17 protein-coding genes are annotated in these 18,165 nt (G+C 69.8%); 13 read left to right on the top strand and 4 right to left on the bottom strand.

The window, feature by feature from the left end; genetic code table 11:
* The first annotated feature begins 148 nt into the window (after positions 1-148).
* From dnaK to ABZS61_RS06340, 4 genes are all read left to right on the top strand, one after another.
* Positions 149-2,002: a molecular chaperone DnaK gene (gene dnaK, locus ABZS61_RS06355; protein ID WP_356416878.1), complete on the top strand. Its 1,854-nt coding sequence runs from the start codon at positions 149-151 to the stop codon at positions 2,000-2,002.
* The gene (gene grpE / locus ABZS61_RS06350) at positions 1,999-2,649 is read left to right on the top strand and encodes a nucleotide exchange factor GrpE (protein WP_356416876.1); all 651 of its coding nucleotides are present in this window, start codon (positions 1,999-2,001) and stop codon (positions 2,647-2,649) included. Before dnaK ends, grpE begins: the two co-directional genes overlap by 4 nt.
* 93 nt (positions 2,650-2,742) lie before the next feature.
* Positions 2,743-3,927, top strand: a complete 1,185-nt coding sequence (gene dnaJ / locus ABZS61_RS06345) for a molecular chaperone DnaJ (protein ID WP_356416874.1) — start codon at positions 2,743-2,745, stop codon at positions 3,925-3,927.
* 1 nt (position 3,928) lies between these two features.
* Complete coding sequence (locus ABZS61_RS06340; RefSeq protein WP_356416872.1) at positions 3,929-4,375, top strand: helix-turn-helix domain-containing protein; 447 nt, start codon at positions 3,929-3,931, stop codon at positions 4,373-4,375.
* 40 nt (positions 4,376-4,415) lie between these two features.
* Here ABZS61_RS06340 and ABZS61_RS06335 read toward each other — a convergent pair whose 3' ends face one another.
* Both ABZS61_RS06335 and ABZS61_RS06330 read right to left on the bottom strand, forming a co-directional pair.
* On the bottom strand, positions 4,416-5,423 hold the full coding sequence (locus ABZS61_RS06335) for a helix-turn-helix transcriptional regulator (protein WP_356417158.1): 1,008 nt from the start codon (positions 5,421-5,423) through the stop codon (positions 4,416-4,418).
* A gap of 85 nt (positions 5,424-5,508) precedes the next feature.
* The gene (locus ABZS61_RS06330; protein ID WP_356416870.1) at positions 5,509-6,516 is read right to left on the bottom strand and encodes a helix-turn-helix transcriptional regulator; all 1,008 of its coding nucleotides are present in this window, start codon (positions 6,514-6,516) and stop codon (positions 5,509-5,511) included.
* A 152-nt stretch (positions 6,517-6,668) separates the two neighbouring features.
* On the opposite strand from ABZS61_RS06330, the gene ABZS61_RS06325 reads away from it, so the two are divergent.
* Positions 6,669-6,929 carry a 5'-nucleotidase gene (locus tag ABZS61_RS06325; RefSeq protein ID WP_356416868.1) on the top strand — a complete coding sequence of 87 codons (261 nt, stop codon included), beginning with the start codon at positions 6,669-6,671 and terminating at the stop codon, positions 6,927-6,929.
* Positions 6,926-7,246, top strand: a complete 321-nt coding sequence (locus tag ABZS61_RS06320) for a (2Fe-2S)-binding protein (RefSeq protein ID WP_329209504.1) — start codon at positions 6,926-6,928, stop codon at positions 7,244-7,246. Before ABZS61_RS06325 ends, ABZS61_RS06320 begins: the two co-directional genes overlap by 4 nt.
* 103 nt (positions 7,247-7,349) lie before the next feature.
* Here ABZS61_RS06320 and ABZS61_RS06315 read toward each other — a convergent pair whose 3' ends face one another.
* Positions 7,350-7,751, bottom strand: a complete 402-nt coding sequence (locus ABZS61_RS06315) for a TIGR03618 family F420-dependent PPOX class oxidoreductase (protein WP_356416865.1) — start codon at positions 7,749-7,751, stop codon at positions 7,350-7,352.
* A gap of 137 nt (positions 7,752-7,888) precedes the next feature.
* Between ABZS61_RS06315 and clpB the strand changes: the two genes are divergently transcribed.
* From clpB to ABZS61_RS06300, 3 genes are all read left to right on the top strand, one after another.
* On the top strand, positions 7,889-10,489 hold the full coding sequence (gene clpB, locus ABZS61_RS06310; RefSeq protein WP_356417157.1) for an ATP-dependent chaperone ClpB: 2,601 nt from the start codon (positions 7,889-7,891) through the stop codon (positions 10,487-10,489).
* A 387-nt stretch (positions 10,490-10,876) separates the two neighbouring features.
* Positions 10,877-12,142: an MFS transporter gene (locus ABZS61_RS06305; RefSeq protein ID WP_356416863.1), complete on the top strand. Its 1,266-nt coding sequence runs from the start codon at positions 10,877-10,879 to the stop codon at positions 12,140-12,142.
* Positions 12,143-12,213: 71 nt separating this feature from the next.
* Entirely contained in the window at positions 12,214-12,759 is a 546-nt protein-coding gene (locus ABZS61_RS06300; RefSeq protein WP_356416860.1) for a YbjN domain-containing protein, read from the top strand.
* Positions 12,760-12,858: 99 nt separating this feature from the next.
* Here the strand turns inward: ABZS61_RS06300 and ABZS61_RS06295 are convergent, their stop codons facing one another.
* Positions 12,859-14,040, bottom strand: a complete 1,182-nt coding sequence (locus tag ABZS61_RS06295) for a pyridoxal phosphate-dependent aminotransferase (protein ID WP_356416858.1) — start codon at positions 14,038-14,040, stop codon at positions 12,859-12,861.
* 127 nt (positions 14,041-14,167) lie between these two features.
* Here ABZS61_RS06295 and ABZS61_RS06290 point away from each other — a divergent pair, with 127 nt between their 5' ends.
* The 4 genes from ABZS61_RS06290 to ABZS61_RS06275 all read left to right on the top strand — a co-directional run bounded on the left by ABZS61_RS06290 (position 14,168) and on the right by ABZS61_RS06275 (position 18,105).
* Positions 14,168-14,437, top strand: coding sequence for a hypothetical protein (locus ABZS61_RS06290; RefSeq protein ID WP_356416856.1), 270 nt, complete (start codon positions 14,168-14,170; stop codon positions 14,435-14,437).
* A gap of 314 nt (positions 14,438-14,751) precedes the next feature.
* A complete protein-coding gene (locus ABZS61_RS06285) occupies positions 14,752-15,273 on the top strand; it encodes a DUF2617 family protein (protein WP_356416854.1) in 522 nt (173 codons plus the stop codon).
* Between the two features lie 162 nt (positions 15,274-15,435).
* Entirely contained in the window at positions 15,436-17,034 is a 1,599-nt protein-coding gene (locus ABZS61_RS06280) for a polyamine aminopropyltransferase (RefSeq protein ID WP_356416852.1), read from the top strand.
* 84 nt (positions 17,035-17,118) lie between these two features.
* A complete protein-coding gene (locus ABZS61_RS06275) occupies positions 17,119-18,105 on the top strand; it encodes an SRPBCC domain-containing protein (RefSeq protein WP_356416850.1) in 987 nt (328 codons plus the stop codon).
* The last annotated feature ends 60 nt before the right edge of the window (positions 18,106-18,165 follow it).

The following is an 18,165-nucleotide window of genomic DNA, read 5'->3' as shown; positions in this document are numbered from 1 at the left end:
GTTTCTGTGTGCATCAGATAAAAATCCCAGGTGGTGGTGGGTCTGAGCACGTTAGTTGAGTCCAGGTGACTCAGGTCCTTTGACTCGGCGGCGGGTGTCATGCATCCTTGAGTCAGATCCACTCAAGTAGTCAGTTGGAGGAATCGAAATGGCACGTGCGGTCGGCATCGACCTGGGCACGACTAACTCCGTCGTGAGCGTTCTCGAAGGCGGCGAGCCCACCGTCATCACCAACGCCGAAGGCGCCAGGACCACGCCGTCCGTCGTCGCCTTCGCGAAGAACGGCGAGGTGCTCGTCGGCGAGGTCGCCAAGCGCCAGGCAGTGACGAACGTCGACAGGACGATCCGTTCGGTCAAGCGCCACATGGGCACTGACTGGAAGATCGAGATCGACGGCAAGGGCTTCAACCCGCAGCAGATGAGCGCTTTCATCCTGCAGAAGCTCAAGCGTGACGCCGAGGCGTACCTGGGCGAGAAGGTGGCCGACGCCGTCATCACCGTCCCGGCGTACTTCAACGACTCCGAGCGTCAGGCGACGAAGGAGGCCGGCGAGATCGCGGGCCTGAACGTCCTGCGCATCGTCAACGAGCCGACGGCCGCCGCGCTGGCGTACGGGCTCGACAAGGACGACCAGACGATCCTCGTCTTCGACCTCGGTGGCGGCACCTTCGACGTGTCCCTCCTGGAGATCGGCGACGGCGTCGTCGAGGTGAAGGCCACCAACGGTGACAACCACCTCGGTGGTGACGACTGGGACCAGCGTGTCGTCGACTACCTGGTGAAGCAGTTCGCCAACGGTCACGGCGTGGACCTGTCCAAGGACAAGATGGCTCTCCAGCGCCTCCGCGAAGCCGCGGAGAAGGCGAAGATCGAGCTCTCGTCCTCGACCGAGACCACGATCAACCTGCCCTACATCACCGCGTCGGCCGAGGGCCCGCTGCACCTGGACGAGAAGCTCACGCGCTCGCAGTTCCAGCAGCTCACCGCCGACCTCCTGGACCGCTGCAAGAACCCGTTCCAGAACGTCATCAAGGACGCGGGCATCCAGCTCTCCGAGATCGACCACGTCGTTCTCGTCGGTGGCTCGACCCGTATGCCGGCCGTCGCCGAGCTCGTCAAGGAGCTCACGGGCGGTCAGGACGCCAACAAGGGTGTGAACCCGGACGAGGTCGTCGCCATCGGCGCCTCGCTCCAGGCCGGTGTCCTCAAGGGTGAGGTCAAGGACGTCCTGCTCCTCGACGTGACCCCGCTGTCCCTCGGTATCGAGACCAAGGGAGGGATCATGACGAAGCTCATCGAGCGCAACACCACGATCCCGACCAAGCGTTCCGAGATCTTCACGACGGCCGAGGACAACCAGCCGTCCGTGCAGATCCAGGTCTACCAGGGCGAGCGCGAGATCGCGGCGTACAACAAGAAGCTCGGAATGTTCGAGCTCACCGGTCTGCCGCCGGCCCCGCGTGGCGTGCCGCAGATCGAGGTCGCCTTCGACATCGACGCCAACGGCATCATGCACGTCGCTGCCAAGGACCTCGGCACCGGCAAGGAGCAGAAGATGACCGTCACCGGTGGCTCCTCGCTGCCGAAGGACGAGGTCAACCGGATGCGCGAAGAGGCCGAGCAGTACGCCGACGAGGACCACCGTCGTCGTGAGGCCGCCGAGTCGCGCAACCAGGGCGAGCAGCTCGTCTACCAGACGGAGAAGTTCCTCAAGGACAACGAGGACAAGGTCCCCGGCGACGTGAAGACGGAGGTGGAGACCGCGCTCACCGAGCTGAAGGAGAAGCTCAAGGGCGAGGACACCGCCGAGATCCGCACCGCCACCGAGAAGGTCGCGGCCGTCTCCCAGAAGCTGGGCCAGGCGATGTACGCCAACGCGCAGTCCGAAGGTGCGACGCCCGGCGCCGACACCCCGGGTGACGACGGCGCCAAGGCCGACGACGATGTCGTCGACGCCGAGATCGTGGACGACGAGAAGGACAACAAGGGCGGTGCGGCGTGACCGAGGAGACTCCGGGCTTCGACGAGAAGCCCGACGTCCCCTCCGGCGCCAACTCCGACGACGTCGAGCCGAAGGCCGCCACCCCCTCCTCCGAGGAGGCGGCGGCCCCGGCCGGGGACGTACAGCAGACAGCGGCCCTGACGGCGCAGCTGGACCAGGTCCGTACCGCGCTCGGTGAGCGCACGGCCGACCTCCAGCGGCTCCAGGCCGAGTACCAGAACTACCGCCGGCGGGTCGAGCGGGACAGGGTGCAGGTCAAGGAGGTCGCAGTCGCGGGCCTCCTGTCCGAGCTCCTGCCCGTGCTGGACGACGTCGGCCGCGCACGGGAGCACGGCGAGCTGGTCGGCGGCTTCAAGTCGGTGGCCGAATCGCTGGAGACGGTCGTCGCGAAGCTGGGCCTGCACCAGTTCGGCAAGGAGGGCGAGCCCTTCGACCCGACGATCCACGAGGCCCTGATGCACTCGTACGCGCCGGACGTCACCGAGACGACCTGCGTGGCGATCCTGCAGCCTGGGTACCGCATCGGGGAGCGCACCATCCGCCCCGCGCGGGTGGCCGTGGCCGAGCCGCAGCCGGGTGCGACGCCCGCGGCGGCGAAGGAAGAGAAGGCAGACGACGAGGAGAGCGGTGGCACCGAAGAGGTCTGACGTCCAGTCCGACCACTGCGGTGAACACCGACGGGGCGTGCGGCCGGCCACTGGGCCGGCCGCACGGCCGATCGTCCGGAAGGAGGGACGTCGATGAGCACGAAGGACTTCGTCGAGAAGGACTACTACAAGGTCCTCGGCGTCCCCAAGGACGCCACCGACGCCGAGGTCAAGAAGGCGTACCGGAAGCTCGCCCGCGAGTTCCACCCGGACGCCAACAAGGGCGACGCCAGGGCGGAGGAGCGCTTCAAGGAGATCTCCGAGGCGAACGACGTCCTCGGTGACCCCAAGAAGCGCAAGGAGTACGACGAGGCGCGCGCCCTCTTCGGCAACGGAGGCTTCCGGGCGGGTCCCGGCGGCGCGGGCGGCAACTTCAACTTCGACCTGGGCGACCTCTTCGGGGGTGCCCCGGGCGGCGGCCAGACCGCCGGCGCGGGCGGCTTCGGCGGTGGCGGCATCGGCGACGTCTTCGGCGGGCTGTTCAACCGGGGCGGCGGTGGCACACGTGTCCAGCCGCGCCGCGGCCAGGACATCGAGTCCGAGGTGACGCTCAGCTTCACCGAGGCGGTCGACGGGGCCACGGTCCCGCTGCGGATGTCCAGCCAGGCTCCCTGCAAGGCGTGTTCGGGCACCGGCGACAAGAACGGCACCCCGAGGGTCTGTCCGACCTGTGTGGGCACCGGTCAGGTGTCGCGCGGCACCGGCGGCGGATTCTCGCTCACCGATCCCTGTGTGGACTGCAAGGGCCGGGGCCTCATCGCCCAGGACCCCTGCGAGGTCTGCAAGGGCAGCGGCCGGGCGAAGTCGGCCCGCACCATGCAGGTGCGGATCCCGGCGGGCGTCCTGGACGGCCAGCGGATCCGGCTGCGCGGCAAGGGCAGCCCGGGCGAGCGCGGCGGCCCGGCCGGCGACCTCTACGTCGTCGTCCACGTCGACGCCCACCCGGTCTTCGGCCGCAAGGGCGACAACCTCACCGTCACCGTGCCCGTCACCTTCGCGGAGGCGGCACTCGGCGGCGAGGTGAAGGTCCCCACGCTCGGCGGGCCTCCGGTCACCCTGAAACTCCCGGCCGGCACACCCAACGGGCGTACGATGCGGGCCCGCGGCAAGGGCGCCGTGCGCAAGGACGGCACTCGTGGCGACCTTCTGGTCACCGTCGAGGTGTCCGTGCCCACGGATCTCGGCGCAGAGGCTCAGGAAGCGCTGGAGGCCTACCGGAAGGCGACCGCGGGGGAGGACCCGCGGGCGGAGCTGTTCCAGGCTGCGAAGGGAGCTTGAGATGGACGGCCGTCGACGCAATCCGTACCAGCTGACCGATGAATCACCGGTGTACGTGATCTCGATCGCGGCCCAGCTCTCGGGCCTGCATCCGCAGACGCTGCGCCAGTACGACCGCCTCGGCCTGGTCTCGCCGGACCGTACGGCCGGACGCGGCAGGCGCTACTCGGCCCGTGACATCGAACTGCTGCGCACGGTGCAGCAGCTGTCGCAGGACGAGGGCATCAACCTGGCGGGCATCAAGCGCATCATCGAGCTGGAGAACCAGGTCGCCGCGCTCCAGCAGCGCGTCGCCGAGCTCTCCGCGGCGGTGGACGGTGCGGCGGTGGCCATGCAGCAGGCCGAGGCCCAGGTGCACGCCTCGTACCGGCGCGACCTGGTGCCGTACCAGGATGTGCAGCAGACCAGCGCACTGGTCGTCTGGCGGCCCAAGAGGCCGAAGGACTGAGACCGGCTGCGGAGGCCCGCTCTCGGAGGTCATGACCCGTTCATGGCCCCGGGGCGGGCCTCTGCGCTGTCCCGGTGCCCGCCTCGGCGATCCCGGACCGGACGATGAGCGCCCCCAGATGGGTACGGCTGCGGGCGTCGAGCGTCTGCATGAGCTTGGAGATGTGGGAGCGGCAGGTGCGGACGCTGATGCCCAGCTTGCGGGCGACCTCGTCGTCGACGTGGCCCTCGGCCAGCAGCCGGGCGATGCTCTGCTGGGCGGCGGTGACGGGGGCGCCCGGGACGGTCGCCGGGAGCTGCTGGGTGAGGGGGGTGGCCTGCGCCCAGAGGACCTCGTAGACCTGGGTGAGATAGGCGACGAGGGCGGGATGGCGGATTTCCAGTGCCGTCTCCCGCGTGGGAGTGGCGGGGATGTAGGCGACGGCGCGGTCGAAGATGATGAGCCGTTCGACGGTCTGCTCGACGGTCCGCACCTGGAGGCGGTCGGACGGTATCTCCGCCACGTAGTCCTTGAGCCCGGGACTGTAGCGGGCGGGGTGCTGGTAGAGGTGCCTCAGCCGGGCTCCCGAGGCGATCGCGGAGCGGGCGTTCTCCAGCCCCTGACGCATGTTGTGCGTGAGTCTGTTGCCCCCTGGCTGCGCGGTGAGGACCTCCTCCTTGGCATGGGTGGAGGCTTCCCGGAGCACGGAGATGATCAGCGACCGCCCTTCGAGCACGGTGATCGCGTGGTTGGGGTCCTCGTCGGCGACGGCCATGAGCGGCGCCAGTGCCCCGGACAGCGCGGAGGTCAGCCGTATCCGCTCGTCTATCTCCCTGGTGATGGGCTGCAGCAGGTGGGCCAGAGCGGCGGACGGCGGGACGGGGCGGAGCCACGCGTCGTCGCCCGGGTCGGGTTGGACGAGGGCCATCTCCAGCAGGCACGGGGCGGAGTCCAGGCCGTCGCGGGGGAGACGTCCCGCGCGCAGCGCTTCCTCGTACAGGCGTATCGCCGGGTCGCACAGCTCTCGATTCCCATGCGAATGGGTCGGGTTTGCCTTTTCCGCGTCGATTTGAGGCCCTCATTTTTTTGCACTGCAACAAGATGACGGTGGCGGAAGCCTGGATCCGGAGGAATCGTTGTGCGCCGGGAGCAGGTCACTCCTGTTCCAGAATCCCTGACTGTGCGATCAGATAGCCGAGTTGGGCGCGACTGTTGCTGCCGAGCGCGGCGTTCAGTTTGGCCACATGTGCGCGGCAGGTGCGGACATTCATGCCGAGACGACGCGCGATCGAGTCGTCGACGTGTCCCTCGACGAGGAGTTGGGCTATCGCATGCTGAACTCCACTGATGCCGAGGGTCGTCGGGTTGTACTTGACTTCCTCCCGCAGGGGAGCGGCTCGGGTCCAGAGTTGTTCGAAGACCTTGGCGAGGTATTCGACCAGTCCCGTGTGCCGCAGTTCCAGGGCGACTTGACGGTCGTCCGTGGCGGGGATGAAGGCGACCGTGCGGTCGAAGATGATCAGGCGCTCGATGAGTTCCTCGAGCGTGCGGATTTCCACGTTCGCGTCCGCGATGCGCTCGGCGTAGGCCAGGGTGCTGGGGCTGTGCCGCACGGTGTGCTGGTAGAGCGTGCGGATGCGTACGCCGCGGTCCACGACGGACAGGCCCCGCTCAAGGGCCTCGATGAGGCGGTCCTCGCTCCGGCCGCCTCCCGGCTGGACGGTCAGGACTTCGGTCCGGCACTCGGCCGTGGCGAGGTCCAGCGCCGCGTTGATGCGGTTGGCGCCTTCGAGCACGGTGATCGCGTGGGTGGTCGGCGGGTCCTGGGCGCTGATGTCCATGTAGGGCTCGAAGGACTCCGTGAGCAGGACGGAGCGCCGGCGGCGTTCCGTGATCTCGCGTTCGAGCGGGTGCAGGTGTTTGGCCAGCGCGGCGGACGGGGGTACCGGCCTGAGCCAGTCCGCGTCGTCGGGATCGGGGTGCAGTAGAGCGAAGTCGATCAGGCACGGAGCAGCCGCGACCTCGGCGCGGGCGATGCGCCCGGAGCGCAATGCGCCGGCGTAAAGGCGCCCTCCCTCTTCGCACAGTTCGGTGATCCCGTGAGGATGTGTCGGCTTTGTGTAGCTTGTGGTCATATCTCCACCCCCCAGGTTCCTGAACATGCAGGAACATGATGCATCGACTCAGTGGTGTTCGAGTGCCTGGGTGAGACATCGTCTTAAGTGCGGGGGAGAAGAATCCACAAGTGAGGACGAAGCCGACTATGTATAAGCGAATGCTTCGCTCGGCGCTTGCCGCCTCGTTCGTTGCAGCCTTGGGCATTGGACTGGCGGGCGGGGGCGACATCGCATGGGGCGGGGAGACCGTCGCGGCATCGGGTGACATCGCCTGGGGTGCCGGGGCCGCGTCCGTACCGGGAGACATCGCCTGGGGCGCTCCGGCAGCGTCGGCACCAGGTGACATCGCCTGGGGTATCGAGGCCGCGCCCGCACCGGGAGACATCGCCTGGGGTGCAGAGGCTGCTCCGGCACCGGGTGACATCGCCTGGTCCGCTCCGGCCCTTACCGGCGCATGACCACCCCACCGGACGACCGCACCTTCCGGCGGGAGATGGCCACGGCCTATCGGTCAGGGTGGCACTTCATCGATCTGCTCACGGCGCTCACCGGCCGTGGCGATTCGTTGATGGTCACCCTGTTCGGAGAGCCGATCGTCGTGGTGATGGAAACGGACGACGACGTCCGCGCCTATCGCTGTCTGCGCCGGCCCCGCGGGGCGCCGCAACCGGTTCGCTGTGCCGTGAGGTACGGCATGATTTTCGTCAATCTCGATCAGCGGGACCACGAGCTGTTCGAACAAGAAGCCATCTCCGCCACCCCCCGCAGTGCCTGAACGATTCCCCCGTCGTTCCATGTCGTTCAGGTGCTTCCCCCACACAACGGCGCCATCGTGACCTGAACACGATGGCGCCGTTGTGCTGCCCGGGTGGAATTTCTCAGCCTCTGCCGAGCGCCCGGTCCACGGCGATCTCGATGACGACCCGTTCGGGGTTGTGTGCCGGAGTGCGCTCGTACCGCTCCGCGTAACGGCGTACCGCGTCCTCCACCTGCCCGGCCTCCGTGCGGACCGTCGCGAGTCCCTCCAGGGTCGCCCAGCGGCGTCCCTGCATCTGGCAGACCGCGACCCGCGCGCCCTGGGGGCCCGCTGCCCGGACGTGGGCGACCTTCCGGCTCTTCCCGCTGGTGATGACACGTGCCAGCCGTGTCTGCGGGTCGTACGTCACGCCGACCGGCACCACATGCGGGGTGCCGTCCGGGCGGAGCGTCGTCAGGGTGCACACATGGCGCTCCCGCCAGAAGGCGAGGTACTCGGGGCCGAGGTTGCGAACGTCAGGCATGGGGTCAGCCTAGAGATAACGGTCCCGACATCCGCACCCGGTCAGGCTTGAGTGGAATAGACTCAACTTTGTACCCGTTGTTCGAGTCATACTTCAGTGAAGCCGAGAAGCACCAGCACAAGGAGGAGACAGCGCCCGTGGACGCCGAGCTGACCAACAGGAGCCGGGACGCCCTCAACGCGGCCACCAGCAGGGCCGTCAAGGACGGGCACCCCGACCTCACCCCCGGGCACCTGCTGCTCGCACTGCTCGCGGGCGAGGACAACGCGAACATCACCGACCTGCTGGCCGCGGCCGACGCCGACCAGGTGGCCGTGCGTGCCGGGACGGAGCGGCTTCTCGGCGCGCTGCCGAGCGTCACCGGATCCACCGTCGCCCCGCCGCAGCCCAACCGTGAGCTGCTCGCCGTCATCTCCGACGCCGCACAGAGGGCGAAGGAACTCGGCGACGAATACCTCTCCACCGAGCACCTGCTGATCGGTGTCGCCGCCAGGGGCGGCCGTGCCGGTGAGATCCTCACTCAGCAGGGAGCCAGTGCGAAGAAGCTGCTGGACGCATTCGAGAAGAGCAGGGGAGGGCGCCGGGTGACCACACCCGACCCGGAGGGCCAGTACAAGGCCCTGGAGAAGTTCGGCACCGACTTCACGGCCGCCGCCCGCGAGGGCAGGCTCGACCCCGTCATCGGGCGCGACCAGGAGATCCGCCGCGTCGTCCAGGTGCTGTCCCGCCGTACGAAGAACAACCCCGTGCTCATCGGGGAGCCCGGCGTCGGCAAGACCGCCGTCGTCGAAGGGCTCGCCCAGCGGATCATCAAGGGGGACGTGCCCGAATCGCTGAAGAACAAGCGGCTCGTCTCCCTCGACCTCGGCGCGATGGTCGCGGGTGCGAAGTACCGCGGCGAGTTCGAGGAACGCCTCAAGACCGTCCTCTCCGAGATCAAGGAGAGCGACGGCCAGATCATCACCTTCATCGACGAGCTGCACACCGTCGTCGGCGCGGGCGCCGGCGGCGACTCCTCGATGGACGCGGGCAACATGCTCAAGCCGATGCTCGCCCGGGGCGAACTCCGCATGGTCGGCGCCACCACGCTGGACGAGTACCGCGAGCGCATCGAGAAGGACCCCGCGCTGGAGCGCCGCTTCCAGCAGGTCCTGGTCGCCGAGCCGTCCGTCGAGGACACGATCGCGATCCTGCGCGGCCTCAAGGGCAGGTACGAGGCGCACCACAAGGTCCAGATCGCGGACTCCTCGCTGGTCGCCGCCGCGACCCTCTCCGACCGCTACATCACCTCCCGCTTCCTCCCCGACAAGGCCATCGACCTCGTCGACGAGGCAGCCTCCCGGCTCCGTATGGAGATCGACTCCTCCCCCCTGGAGATCGACGAGCTCCAGCGGGCCGTCGACCGCCTGCACATGGAGGAGCTCGCCCTCAAGAACGAGACCGACGCGGGCTCCAGGCAGCGCCTGGAGAAGCTCCGCCGCGACCTCGCCGACAAGGAGGAGGAGCTGCGGGGCCTGACCGCCCGCTGGGAGAAGGAGAAGCAGGGGCTCAACCGCGTCGGTGAGCTGAAGGAACGCCTGGACGAACTGCGCGGCCAGGCCGAACGCGCCCAGCGCGACGGCGACTTCGACACCGCGTCCAAGCTGCTGTACGGGGAGATCCCCGGCCTGGAGCGCGAACTGGCCGAAGCGGCCGAGGCCGAGCAGGAGGCCTCCCAGGACACCATGGTCAAGGAGGAGGTCGGACCGGACGACATCGCGGACGTCGTCGGAGCGTGGACGGGCATCCCGGCCGGACGCCTCCTGGAGGGCGAGACCCAGAAGCTCCTGCGCATGGAGGACGAGCTGGGCCGCCGGCTCATCGGCCAGACCGAGGCCGTGCGCTCCGTGGCGGACGCGGTACGCCGCACCCGCGCCGGGATCGCCGACCCCGACCGGCCCACCGGCTCGTTCCTCTTCCTCGGCCCGACCGGGGTCGGCAAGACCGAGCTGGCCAAGGCGCTCGCGGACTTCCTGTTCGACGACGAACGGGCCATGATCCGCATCGACATGAGCGAGTACGGCGAGAAGCACAGCGTCGCCCGGCTCGTCGGCGCCCCGCCCGGCTACGTCGGCTACGAGGAGGGCGGCCAGCTCACGGAGGCGGTCCGCCGCCGCCCGTACAGTGTCGTCCTGCTCGACGAGGTGGAGAAGGCGCACCCCGAGGTCTTCGACATCCTGCTGCAGGTGCTCGACGACGGCCGGCTCACCGACGGGCAGGGCAGGACGGTGGACTTCCGCAACACCATCCTGATCCTCACGTCGAACCTCGGCAGTCAGTTCCTGGTCGATCCCCTGACCAAGCCGGACGTGAAGAAGCAGCAGGTCATGGATGTCGTACGGGCGTCCTTCAAGCCGGAGTTCCTCAACCGGCTCGACGACCTGGTGGTCTTCTCCGCCCTGTCCGGTGACGAGCTCGCCCACATCGCGGGCCTCCAGGTGGGCCGCCTCGCAGGCCGGCTGGCCGACCGCCGGATCACCCTCGATGTGACCCCGGACGCCCTGGCCTGGCTGGCCGAGGAGGGCAACGACCCGGCGTACGGCGCCCGGCCGCTGCGCAGGCTGATCCAGACGGCGATCGGCGACCGGCTCGCGAAGGAGATCCTCGCGGGCGAGGTCAAGGACGGCGACACCGTGCGGGTGGACCGGGCCGGGGACGGGCTGCTCGTGGGCGCCGTCACCCCGGAGAAGGCCAGGTAGACCACTCGTCGTGCCCCCGGCCCCCGGACCCCGCGTCCGGGCCGGGGGCACGTTCGTGCGCGGAGTCGTTTGCATTGATGCGTGCATCCGACACCCTTGATTGATGAAGTGCCCTGGTCATGTGCCGGAGAAGTAAGTGGGGGCCGTACCGGCGGTTGCCCACTAAATCGAGCCGAAAATTTCCATTCCGTGGCCGGATGACAAGCGCGGCTTGCTGCCCCCGGTTGCTCTCCCGGCGAGGCCGGCGCATATCCCTATCCCGATCGCCTTACGGTCAACGGCCAGGCAACAGACCGTTTTCCGCTCAATATCCGGACACTCCGGACCACCTTTCATGGTCTGCCGGAGGGGGTATATGCGGAATTCGGCAGCCGGTAAGGTACGCGCATGACGGAGCGCATACCTGATGAGATAAGCCCGGAGTCGAAGGATTGCAAAAGTGACAATCTAATTCGCCTCAGCGAATTTCGCACTCTTTGGGCGGCTTATGCTCAGTCGGTCCTCGGTGACCAGCTGGCGCGGGTGGCGTTGTCGCTGCTGGTCTTCGAACGAACCGAGTCGGCCGGCTGGACCGCGGCGACGTACGCCCTGACCACGCTGCCCGCCCTGCTGTCCGGGGTGCTGCTGTCCGGCCTCGCGGACCGCTTCCCCCGGCGGACCGTCATGGTCGGCTGCGACCTGGTGCGCGCGGCCCTGGTCGGGCTGATGGCCCTGCCGGGAACGCCGCTGCCCCTGCTGGCCGGACTGCTGGTACTGGCGCAGCTGGCCGAGGCGCCCTTCGGCGCCGCGCAGGGCGCTCTGCTGCCGACGGTGCTCGGCGAGCGGAGGTACGAGCGTGGCCAGCGGGTCATGCTGATCACCCACCAGGCCGGGCAGCTGGTCGGCTTCGCCGGTGGCGGTGTTCTCGTCGTGTGGCTGGGAAGCCACCTCTCCCTGGGGCTGAACGCGGCCTCGTTCCTGCTCTCCGCGTCCCTGATCAGGTTCGGTGTGAAGGCGCGGCCGATCGCGAGCGACGATGTGGGCCGGAAGCGACTGCACATGCAGGTCCGGAGTGGGGCGGCACTGATCTGGGCGGACCCCAGGCTGCGCGCCCTGGTCGCCCTGGGATGGCTGGCGGGGTTCATCGTGCTGCCGGAAGGGCTGGCCGCCCCGTTCGCGGACGAGGCCGGCGGGGGCGGCGCCTCCGTGGGGCTCCTGCTCGCCGCGCATCCGGCGGGAATGGTGCTGGGCGCGGCCCTGCTCGGGCGGGCGAGCGTCGGGGACGAGTGGCGCCGCAGGCTGCTCGGGCCGCTGGCGATCGGCGCGAATCTGCCGCTGCTCCTGTACTGGACGGGCCCCGGTGTCGCGGTTGCCGTCCTGCTGCTGATGGCGTCGGGCGTGTGCTCGGCCTACCAGATCACCGCCGGAGCCACCTTCGTCCTGCTGACCCCGGCCGGCCAGCGCGGCCAGGTACTGGGGCTTGCCAGGTCGGGGCTGACCGCCATGCAGGGGATCGGCGTCGCGGCGGGCGGTCTGGCCGCGGAGCTGTCCGGATCGTCCTCGGACACGATCGGAGGGGCGGGACTTCTCGGGACGCTGTGCGCGATCCTGGTCGCCGTCGCCTGGTCGCGTGCACGTGCGACCGGCGCGGGGACGATTCCCCTGAGGGCGTAGGACTACTGGCCGCCGATCGCGGCTAGGGTCGATGGCAGGAAACCACGAGCGATCCACAGGAGTACCCAGCGATGTCTATCGATCCGTCCTCGATTCCCAACTTCGGGGGCCAGCCCGAGCCGCAGGCGGCAGGACCCGAGGGGCCCGTCGTCCCTGACCAGGACCTCGTCAAGCAGCTTCTCGAGCAGATGGAGCTGAAGTACGTCGTCGATGACGAGGGCGACCTCGCAGCGCCGTGGGAAGAGTTCCGCACGTACTTCATGTTCCGCGGCGAGGAGGAGCAGCAGGTCTTCTCGGTCCGTACGTTCTACGACCGCCCCCACCCCGTCGACCAGCGCGCCGTCCTTCTCGACGCGATCGACGACTGGAACCGCCGCACCCTGTGGCCCAAGGTCTACACGCACGCCCACGAGGGCGAGGAGGGCGCCGCCGCCTCCGTGCGGCTGATCGGTGAGGCGCAGATGCTCATCGGCACCGGCGTCAGCCTGGAGCACTTCGTCTCCTCGACGGTCAGCTGGGTGCGGGCCTCCATCGAGTTCGACAAGTGGCTCATCGAGCGCCTGGGCCTGGAGCCCGCCGAGGCCAAGACCGCGGACGAGGAGTCCCCGGAGGCCTGATCCGGCGCCGGTGCGACAGCCCGGCCGGGGGCGGCGGTCACCGCGACCGCGCCACCGCGCCGGGCTTCCTCATGCCCGGGCTCTCGCCCGGCCGGCGGATCAGCCCGTGCCGAGGCCCTTCAGACGGGTGACCGCTTCCGTGAGAACCTCCGTGCGCTTGCAGAACGCGAAGCGCACGAAGGGCGCGCCCTGCTCGCGGTGGTCGTAGAACACCGCGTTGGGGACGGCGACGACCCCGCACCGCTCCGGCAGCGCCCGGCAGAACGCGAAGCCGTCCTGTCCGCCGCCGAGCGGCCGGATGTCGGTGGTGACGAAGTACGTTCCGGCGGGCTCGTAGACCGCGAAGCCGGCCTCGGCGAGGCCGCCGCTCAGCAGGTCGCGCTTGGCGCGCAGGTCTGCGCGCAGTCCGTCGAAGTAGCTGTCGGGCAGGCGCAGCGCCTCCGCGACCGCGTACTGGAAGGGGCCGGCCGACACGTACGTCAGGAACTGCTTGGCGGACCTGACCGCGGTGACCAGGGCGGGGCTCGCCGTGATCCAGCCGACCTTCCACCCGGTGAACGCGAACGTCTTGCCCGCACTGCTGATGGTGACCGTGCGCTCGCGCATGCCGGGGAAGGAGGCGAGCGGGATGTGCTCGCCCTCGAACACCAGGTGCTCGTAGACCTCGTCCGTGACGACGAGGAGGTCGCGCTCGCACGCGAGCTCGGCGACTGCGGCCAGTTCCTCGCGCGTCAGTACGGTGCCGGTGGGGTTGTGCGGGGTGTTGAGCAGGATCAGCCGGGTGCGGGGGGTGACGGCGGCGCGGAGTTCGTCGAGGTCGAGCCGGTAGGCGCCCTCGTGGGGGTGGAGCGTGACGGGGACGCGGGTGCCGCCCGCCATGGCGATGCAGGCGGCGTACGAGTCGTAGTACGGCTCCAGGGCGATGACCTCGTCGCCGGGCTCCAGGAGGGCCAGCAGGGCGGCGGCGATGGCCTCGGTGGCGCCCGTCGTGACGAGCACCTCGGTGTCGGGGTCGTACGCCAGTCCGTAGCGCCGCTGCTGGTGCTCCGTGATCGCGGAGCGCAGTTCGGGGACGCCGGGACCCGGTGGGTACTGGTTGCCGTGGCCGGCGCGCAGCGCCCGGACCGCGGCCTCCCGGATCTCCTCGGGGCCGTCGGTGTCGGGGAAGCCCTGGCCGAGATTGATCGCTCCGGTCCGTACGGCCAGCGCGGACATCTCCGCGAAGATCGTCGTGCCGAAGTCGGCGAGGCGGCGGTTGAGCAGCGGTCGTCCCTGTGTCATGGGCGCCATCCTGTGCCGAAGCTCTGGAGTTGCTCAAGTCTGCTTTGGCCGCGGCGGGGCGTGGGAATCTCCCTGGCACGTGAGAAGCGGGGACCTCGCTTCGGGGGAAGAGAAGGATGTGAGGTCGATGGAAATGTTCGTCTTCGTCGTGTTCATCGTGCTGGTGTGCGTGGGGGCGGGAGCCCTGATGTCGGGATCGGGAAGAAGGAAGAACCCGATGGGGGGACGCAGCAGGCGTGGCGGGAACCGGGGCTCGGGCAGCGGCGGCTCCAGCGGTTCCGACGGCGGCAGCTGGTGGGCCGGTGACAGCGGGGGAGGCCACTCCGGGGGCCACTCGTGCGGTGGGGGAAGCAGCTCGTCCTGCGGTGGCGGCGGTGGCTGCGGCGGCGGCAACTGACGGGGCCGCCGCCCGCGGCCGGTGGAGGGGCCCTGCGTCCGCGAGGTGCCCGGTGGGCCGAACTCCCGCCGGGCACCTTTTCGTTGGGCTTTTCTGGAACAGATGAACCGTGCTGCCCCCGAGGGGATGGAAACCACGTCATGTTGGGTAAAAACGCTGTGAGTGTGGCGTACTTCATGATTCCCTCGCTGTAGGGAACATTCAGCCATCGGACCCTGATCGGGCCGACTCAGGCGTTCCTCTTCCCCTAGGGCGACCGCGCACCGGGGGCACCTCCTGTCCGTGTGTCCATGCGTGTTTTGCGGAGCCGACCCATGCTCACGACCCTCCAGACCGCCTATTCCGATACCCGTGCCGCCGATCTGGCCTGGGCGCTGGGGCGCGAGCCACTGCCGGCCCTCGCCGTCCTCGACCTCCAACTGCCCTGCGCGAAGCTGCAGATGAGGCTGCTCGGTGCCTCCCACCAGGTCCTCCTGGAGGAGGAGCGCGGTACCTGTTCCGAGACCGTTGCCTGCATCCCGGGCAGCAGCACGCCCCTGCCGCTCGGTGTCGCCAAGCGGATGGGTGAGTGGGAGTACGAGTTCGCGGCGCGCGTGGAAACCCTCTCGGAGGGCTCGTTCGCGGGCCGGGCACAGGAGTTGCTCGCGCTGGTGGCCGACCATCCGCACGGCCTTGCGGGGACGTTTCCCGGTAGTCCGTACGCCTTCACGGCCATGCTGGCGCAGTTCTCGGAGGGCCAGGTGAGGTGGCGCACCTGGCACGCGTACCCGCAGGAGGGGCAGCTGGTGGTGACCCGGACCCGGGTGGGTGTGCGGATGCCCGCGCCGGCGCTGTGAGCGGGCGCTGTGCCGATGGCTGTGCCGGTCCGGGCAGGTGCGGGACCGGGCGCTGTGCCGGTCCGGGCAGGTGCGGGGCGCGTTCAACGTGCTTCCGGAGTGCCTCACTTGCACCCTTGTGGGTGACAAGCGGCGACGTCGCCGTAACGTAGCGTTCGCTTCATGATCGACCAGCAGGTGTCGCTGCGAGGGGGCGCGGCGCGGCTTCCCGTGCGACCGAGGACCGGTCGTTTCCTCGTGCTGGCCGTGGTCTTCATCTGCGCCGCCTGCGGACTGGTGTACGAGCTCGAACTGGTCGCGCTGGCCTCCTACCTGATCGGTGACTCGGTCACCCAGGCCTCCGTCGTGCTGTCCGTGATGGTGTTCGCGATGGGCATCGGCTCGCTTCTCGCGAAACGTTTACGCAGCCGCGCCGCCGTCGGATTCGGGCTGATCGAAGCCGCTCTCGCGCTGGTCGGCGGATCGTCGGCCCTGGTGCTGTACGCGTCGTTCGCCTGGCTCGGGGAGTCGCGCCACGCGCTGGTGGGGTTCTCGATGGCGATCGGCATCCTGATCGGAGCGGAGATCCCGCTGCTGATGACCCTGATCCAGCGCGTCGACCGGCAGGACGCGGGCGGGGCCGTCGCCGATCTCTTCGCCGCCGACTACGTGGGCGCGCTGGTCGGTGGGCTCGCGTTTCCGTTCCTGCTGCTGCCGATGATGGGACAGCTCACCGGGGCGCTGTTCACCGGCGCCGTCAACGCGGCGGCGGGTGGGGCGCTGGTGCTGTGGGTGTTCCGGCGGGACCTCGGCACCCGCGAGCGCTGGCTGCTGATCGCCGTCAACGCGGTCGTGGTCACCGTGCTGGCCACGGCCACGTTCCTGGTCGACGACTTCGAGAGGGCGGCGCGGCGCGCGGTGTACGGGGACGAGGTGCGGGTCGCCGTGCGGACCGAGGTGCAGGAGGTCGTCCTCACCGGAGTGGGGCGGGGCTCGCTCGACCTCTATCTGGACGGCCGGCTGAGAGTCAGCTCGCGCGACGAGTACCGCTACCACGAGGCGCTGGTGCACCCGGTGATGCGAGGCAGGCACGAGCGGGTGCTGATCCTCGGCGGGGGCGACGGGCTGGCCGCCCGCGAGGTGCTGCGGTATCCCGACGTCGAGTCCGTCGTGGTGGTCGAGCTCGACCCGGCCGTCACCCGGTTGGCCCGTACGGACCCCGCGCTTTCCGGGCTGAACGGGCACGCGTACAGGGATGCGCGGCTGACAGCGGCCGATGGGGACGCGTTCAACTGGCTGCGGGCCACGGGTGACCGCTACGACGTGGTGATCTCGGATCTGCCCGACCCGGGGATCACGGCCAGTACCAAGCTCTACTCGGCGGAGTTCTACGGCCTGGTCGGGGAAGCCCTGGAGCCGGGCGGCCGGCTGGTGGTGCACGCGGGGCCGCTCGGCAGCAGGCCGGAGACGTTCTGGACGGTGGAGGCGTCGATGAGGGCGGGCGGCCTGGCGACCCGCCCGTACCGCATCGAGGGCAGGCGCACCGGCTTCGCCGCGGGTCCTGACCGGCCCATGGGCGGGTCGCAGGCGCCGCACGACTGGGGGTTCGTGCTTGCCGCTCCGCACGCGGTGGGCCCGCTCGGCCTCGACGGGCGGGCGCCGGGGCTGCGCTCCTTGGGGGCACGGGAGCTGCCGGCGGCCGAGCGCTCGGCGGAGCGGGTGCGGCTGGGGGGTGCGATGCCGTCGACGCTGGTGCATCCGCGTTACTGGGAGGAACCGTGAGCGGGACGGGGCGGTGTGGACCTCACGGTGTACGGGGTGTGGAAGCGCTGACGGGACGGCCCGGGCTGAGTAGGCTCGGTCGGTATGGAGCATGAGGTGTTCGTTCCGGTTCCGGTCGCGTCCCTTCGTCGGACGCTGGGTGACCCCGCCCGTGTGGCGCGCTGTGTCCCCGGCCTCCAGCGGGACGCCGATGTGTCGGCGGGTCCCCTGACCGGCCGGCTGAAGATCCGGATCGACGGCCACACGATCACGTACCGGGGAGCGCTGACGCTCACCGCCCGGGGCGACGACGCCTTCCTCGTGTCCGGGGAGGGCGTGGAGGCCCGGGGTGGGGGCTCGGCGAAGCTGTCCCTGACCGTCGGACTCACGGAGAGCGACGGCGGCACGACGGTCGCCTTCGGCGGGTCGGCGGGCGGCGACGGCCGCATCGTGGAACTGGAGGAGGCGGCGGCCCTCGCCGCGGCGCAGCGGCTGCTGGACCGCTTCACGCAGCAGCTGGTGACGGAGTCCCTGGCTGCCCGGGATGCGCAGGAGACCGCTCCCGGAGCTGCCCCGGGGCCAGGGCGGGAGTCCGGGGGCCCGGACGACACGTCGCATTCCGAGCCGTCACCGCCCGAGTCCTCCGGCGCCGAGCCTCCTGCCACCGAGCCGTCTGCGTCCCAGCCATCCGAGCCATCCCAGCCATCCGAGCCGTCCGAACCATCCCAGCCATCCGAGCCATCCCAGTCGTCCGAGCCGTCCGAGCCGTCCGAGCCTTCGGCCTCCGGCGAGGTGCACGACAAGGGCTCGGTGTTCGATACCCCCGTGCCGCCGCCCTCGCTCGATCCGACGGCGGAGCTGGAGTTCACCGTGCCGGACGGCCCGCCTGCCGAGGCCGCACACGCCCGGCGCACCATGATCGGCCGGAGTACGGAAGAGGTCGACCACGCTCCGCCGCGCGGCCGGTATGCCCCCGTCCCCTCGCAGGACGACATGACCGCCGGCGTCACGCTGCGCTGGATCGCTCCCGCGGCCGCCCTCGCGATCGCCTCCGCCGTGGTCGTGGGCCGGGCTCTGCGGCGCCGGCGGTAACCCCTGTCCCGGTGTTCGTACCGTGCGATGCGCCGCATCCGACGCCGTGCGCCGATCCAC

The organism is Streptomyces sp. NPDC005566 (assembly GCF_040605575.1).
Classification (GTDB): domain Bacteria; phylum Actinomycetota; class Actinomycetes; order Streptomycetales; family Streptomycetaceae; genus Streptomyces.
Note: the sequence above shows the minus strand (reverse complement) of the source record. Positions and strands in the feature narration are given on the sequence as shown.

Excerpts from the sequence above, each read along its gene's own strand:
- dnaK (WP_356416878.1), top strand. The coding sequence starts at position 149 with ATGGCACGTGCGGTCGGCATCGACCTGGGCACGACTAACTCCGTCGTG.
- dnaJ (WP_356416874.1), top strand. The coding sequence starts at position 2,743 with ATGAGCACGAAGGACTTCGTCGAGAAGGACTACTACAAGGTCCTCGGC.
- ABZS61_RS06340 (WP_356416872.1), top strand. The coding sequence starts at position 3,929 with ATGGACGGCCGTCGACGCAATCCGTACCAGCTGACCGATGAATCACCG.
- ABZS61_RS06330 (WP_356416870.1), bottom strand. The coding sequence starts at position 6,516 with ATGTTCAGGAACCTGGGGGGTGGAGATATGACCACAAGCTACACAAAG.
- ABZS61_RS06320 (WP_329209504.1), top strand. The coding sequence starts at position 6,926 with ATGACCACCCCACCGGACGACCGCACCTTCCGGCGGGAGATGGCCACG.
- ABZS61_RS06315 (WP_356416865.1), bottom strand. The coding sequence starts at position 7,751 with ATGCCTGACGTTCGCAACCTCGGCCCCGAGTACCTCGCCTTCTGGCGG.
- ABZS61_RS06305 (WP_356416863.1), top strand. The coding sequence starts at position 10,877 with ATGACGGAGCGCATACCTGATGAGATAAGCCCGGAGTCGAAGGATTGC.
- ABZS61_RS06300 (WP_356416860.1), top strand. The coding sequence starts at position 12,214 with ATGTCTATCGATCCGTCCTCGATTCCCAACTTCGGGGGCCAGCCCGAG.
- ABZS61_RS06295 (WP_356416858.1), bottom strand. The coding sequence starts at position 14,040 with ATGACACAGGGACGACCGCTGCTCAACCGCCGCCTCGCCGACTTCGGC.
- ABZS61_RS06290 (WP_356416856.1), top strand. The coding sequence starts at position 14,168 with ATGGAAATGTTCGTCTTCGTCGTGTTCATCGTGCTGGTGTGCGTGGGG.
- ABZS61_RS06285 (WP_356416854.1), top strand. The coding sequence starts at position 14,752 with ATGCTCACGACCCTCCAGACCGCCTATTCCGATACCCGTGCCGCCGAT.
- ABZS61_RS06280 (WP_356416852.1), top strand. The coding sequence starts at position 15,436 with ATGATCGACCAGCAGGTGTCGCTGCGAGGGGGCGCGGCGCGGCTTCCC.
- ABZS61_RS06275 (WP_356416850.1), top strand. The coding sequence starts at position 17,119 with ATGGAGCATGAGGTGTTCGTTCCGGTTCCGGTCGCGTCCCTTCGTCGG.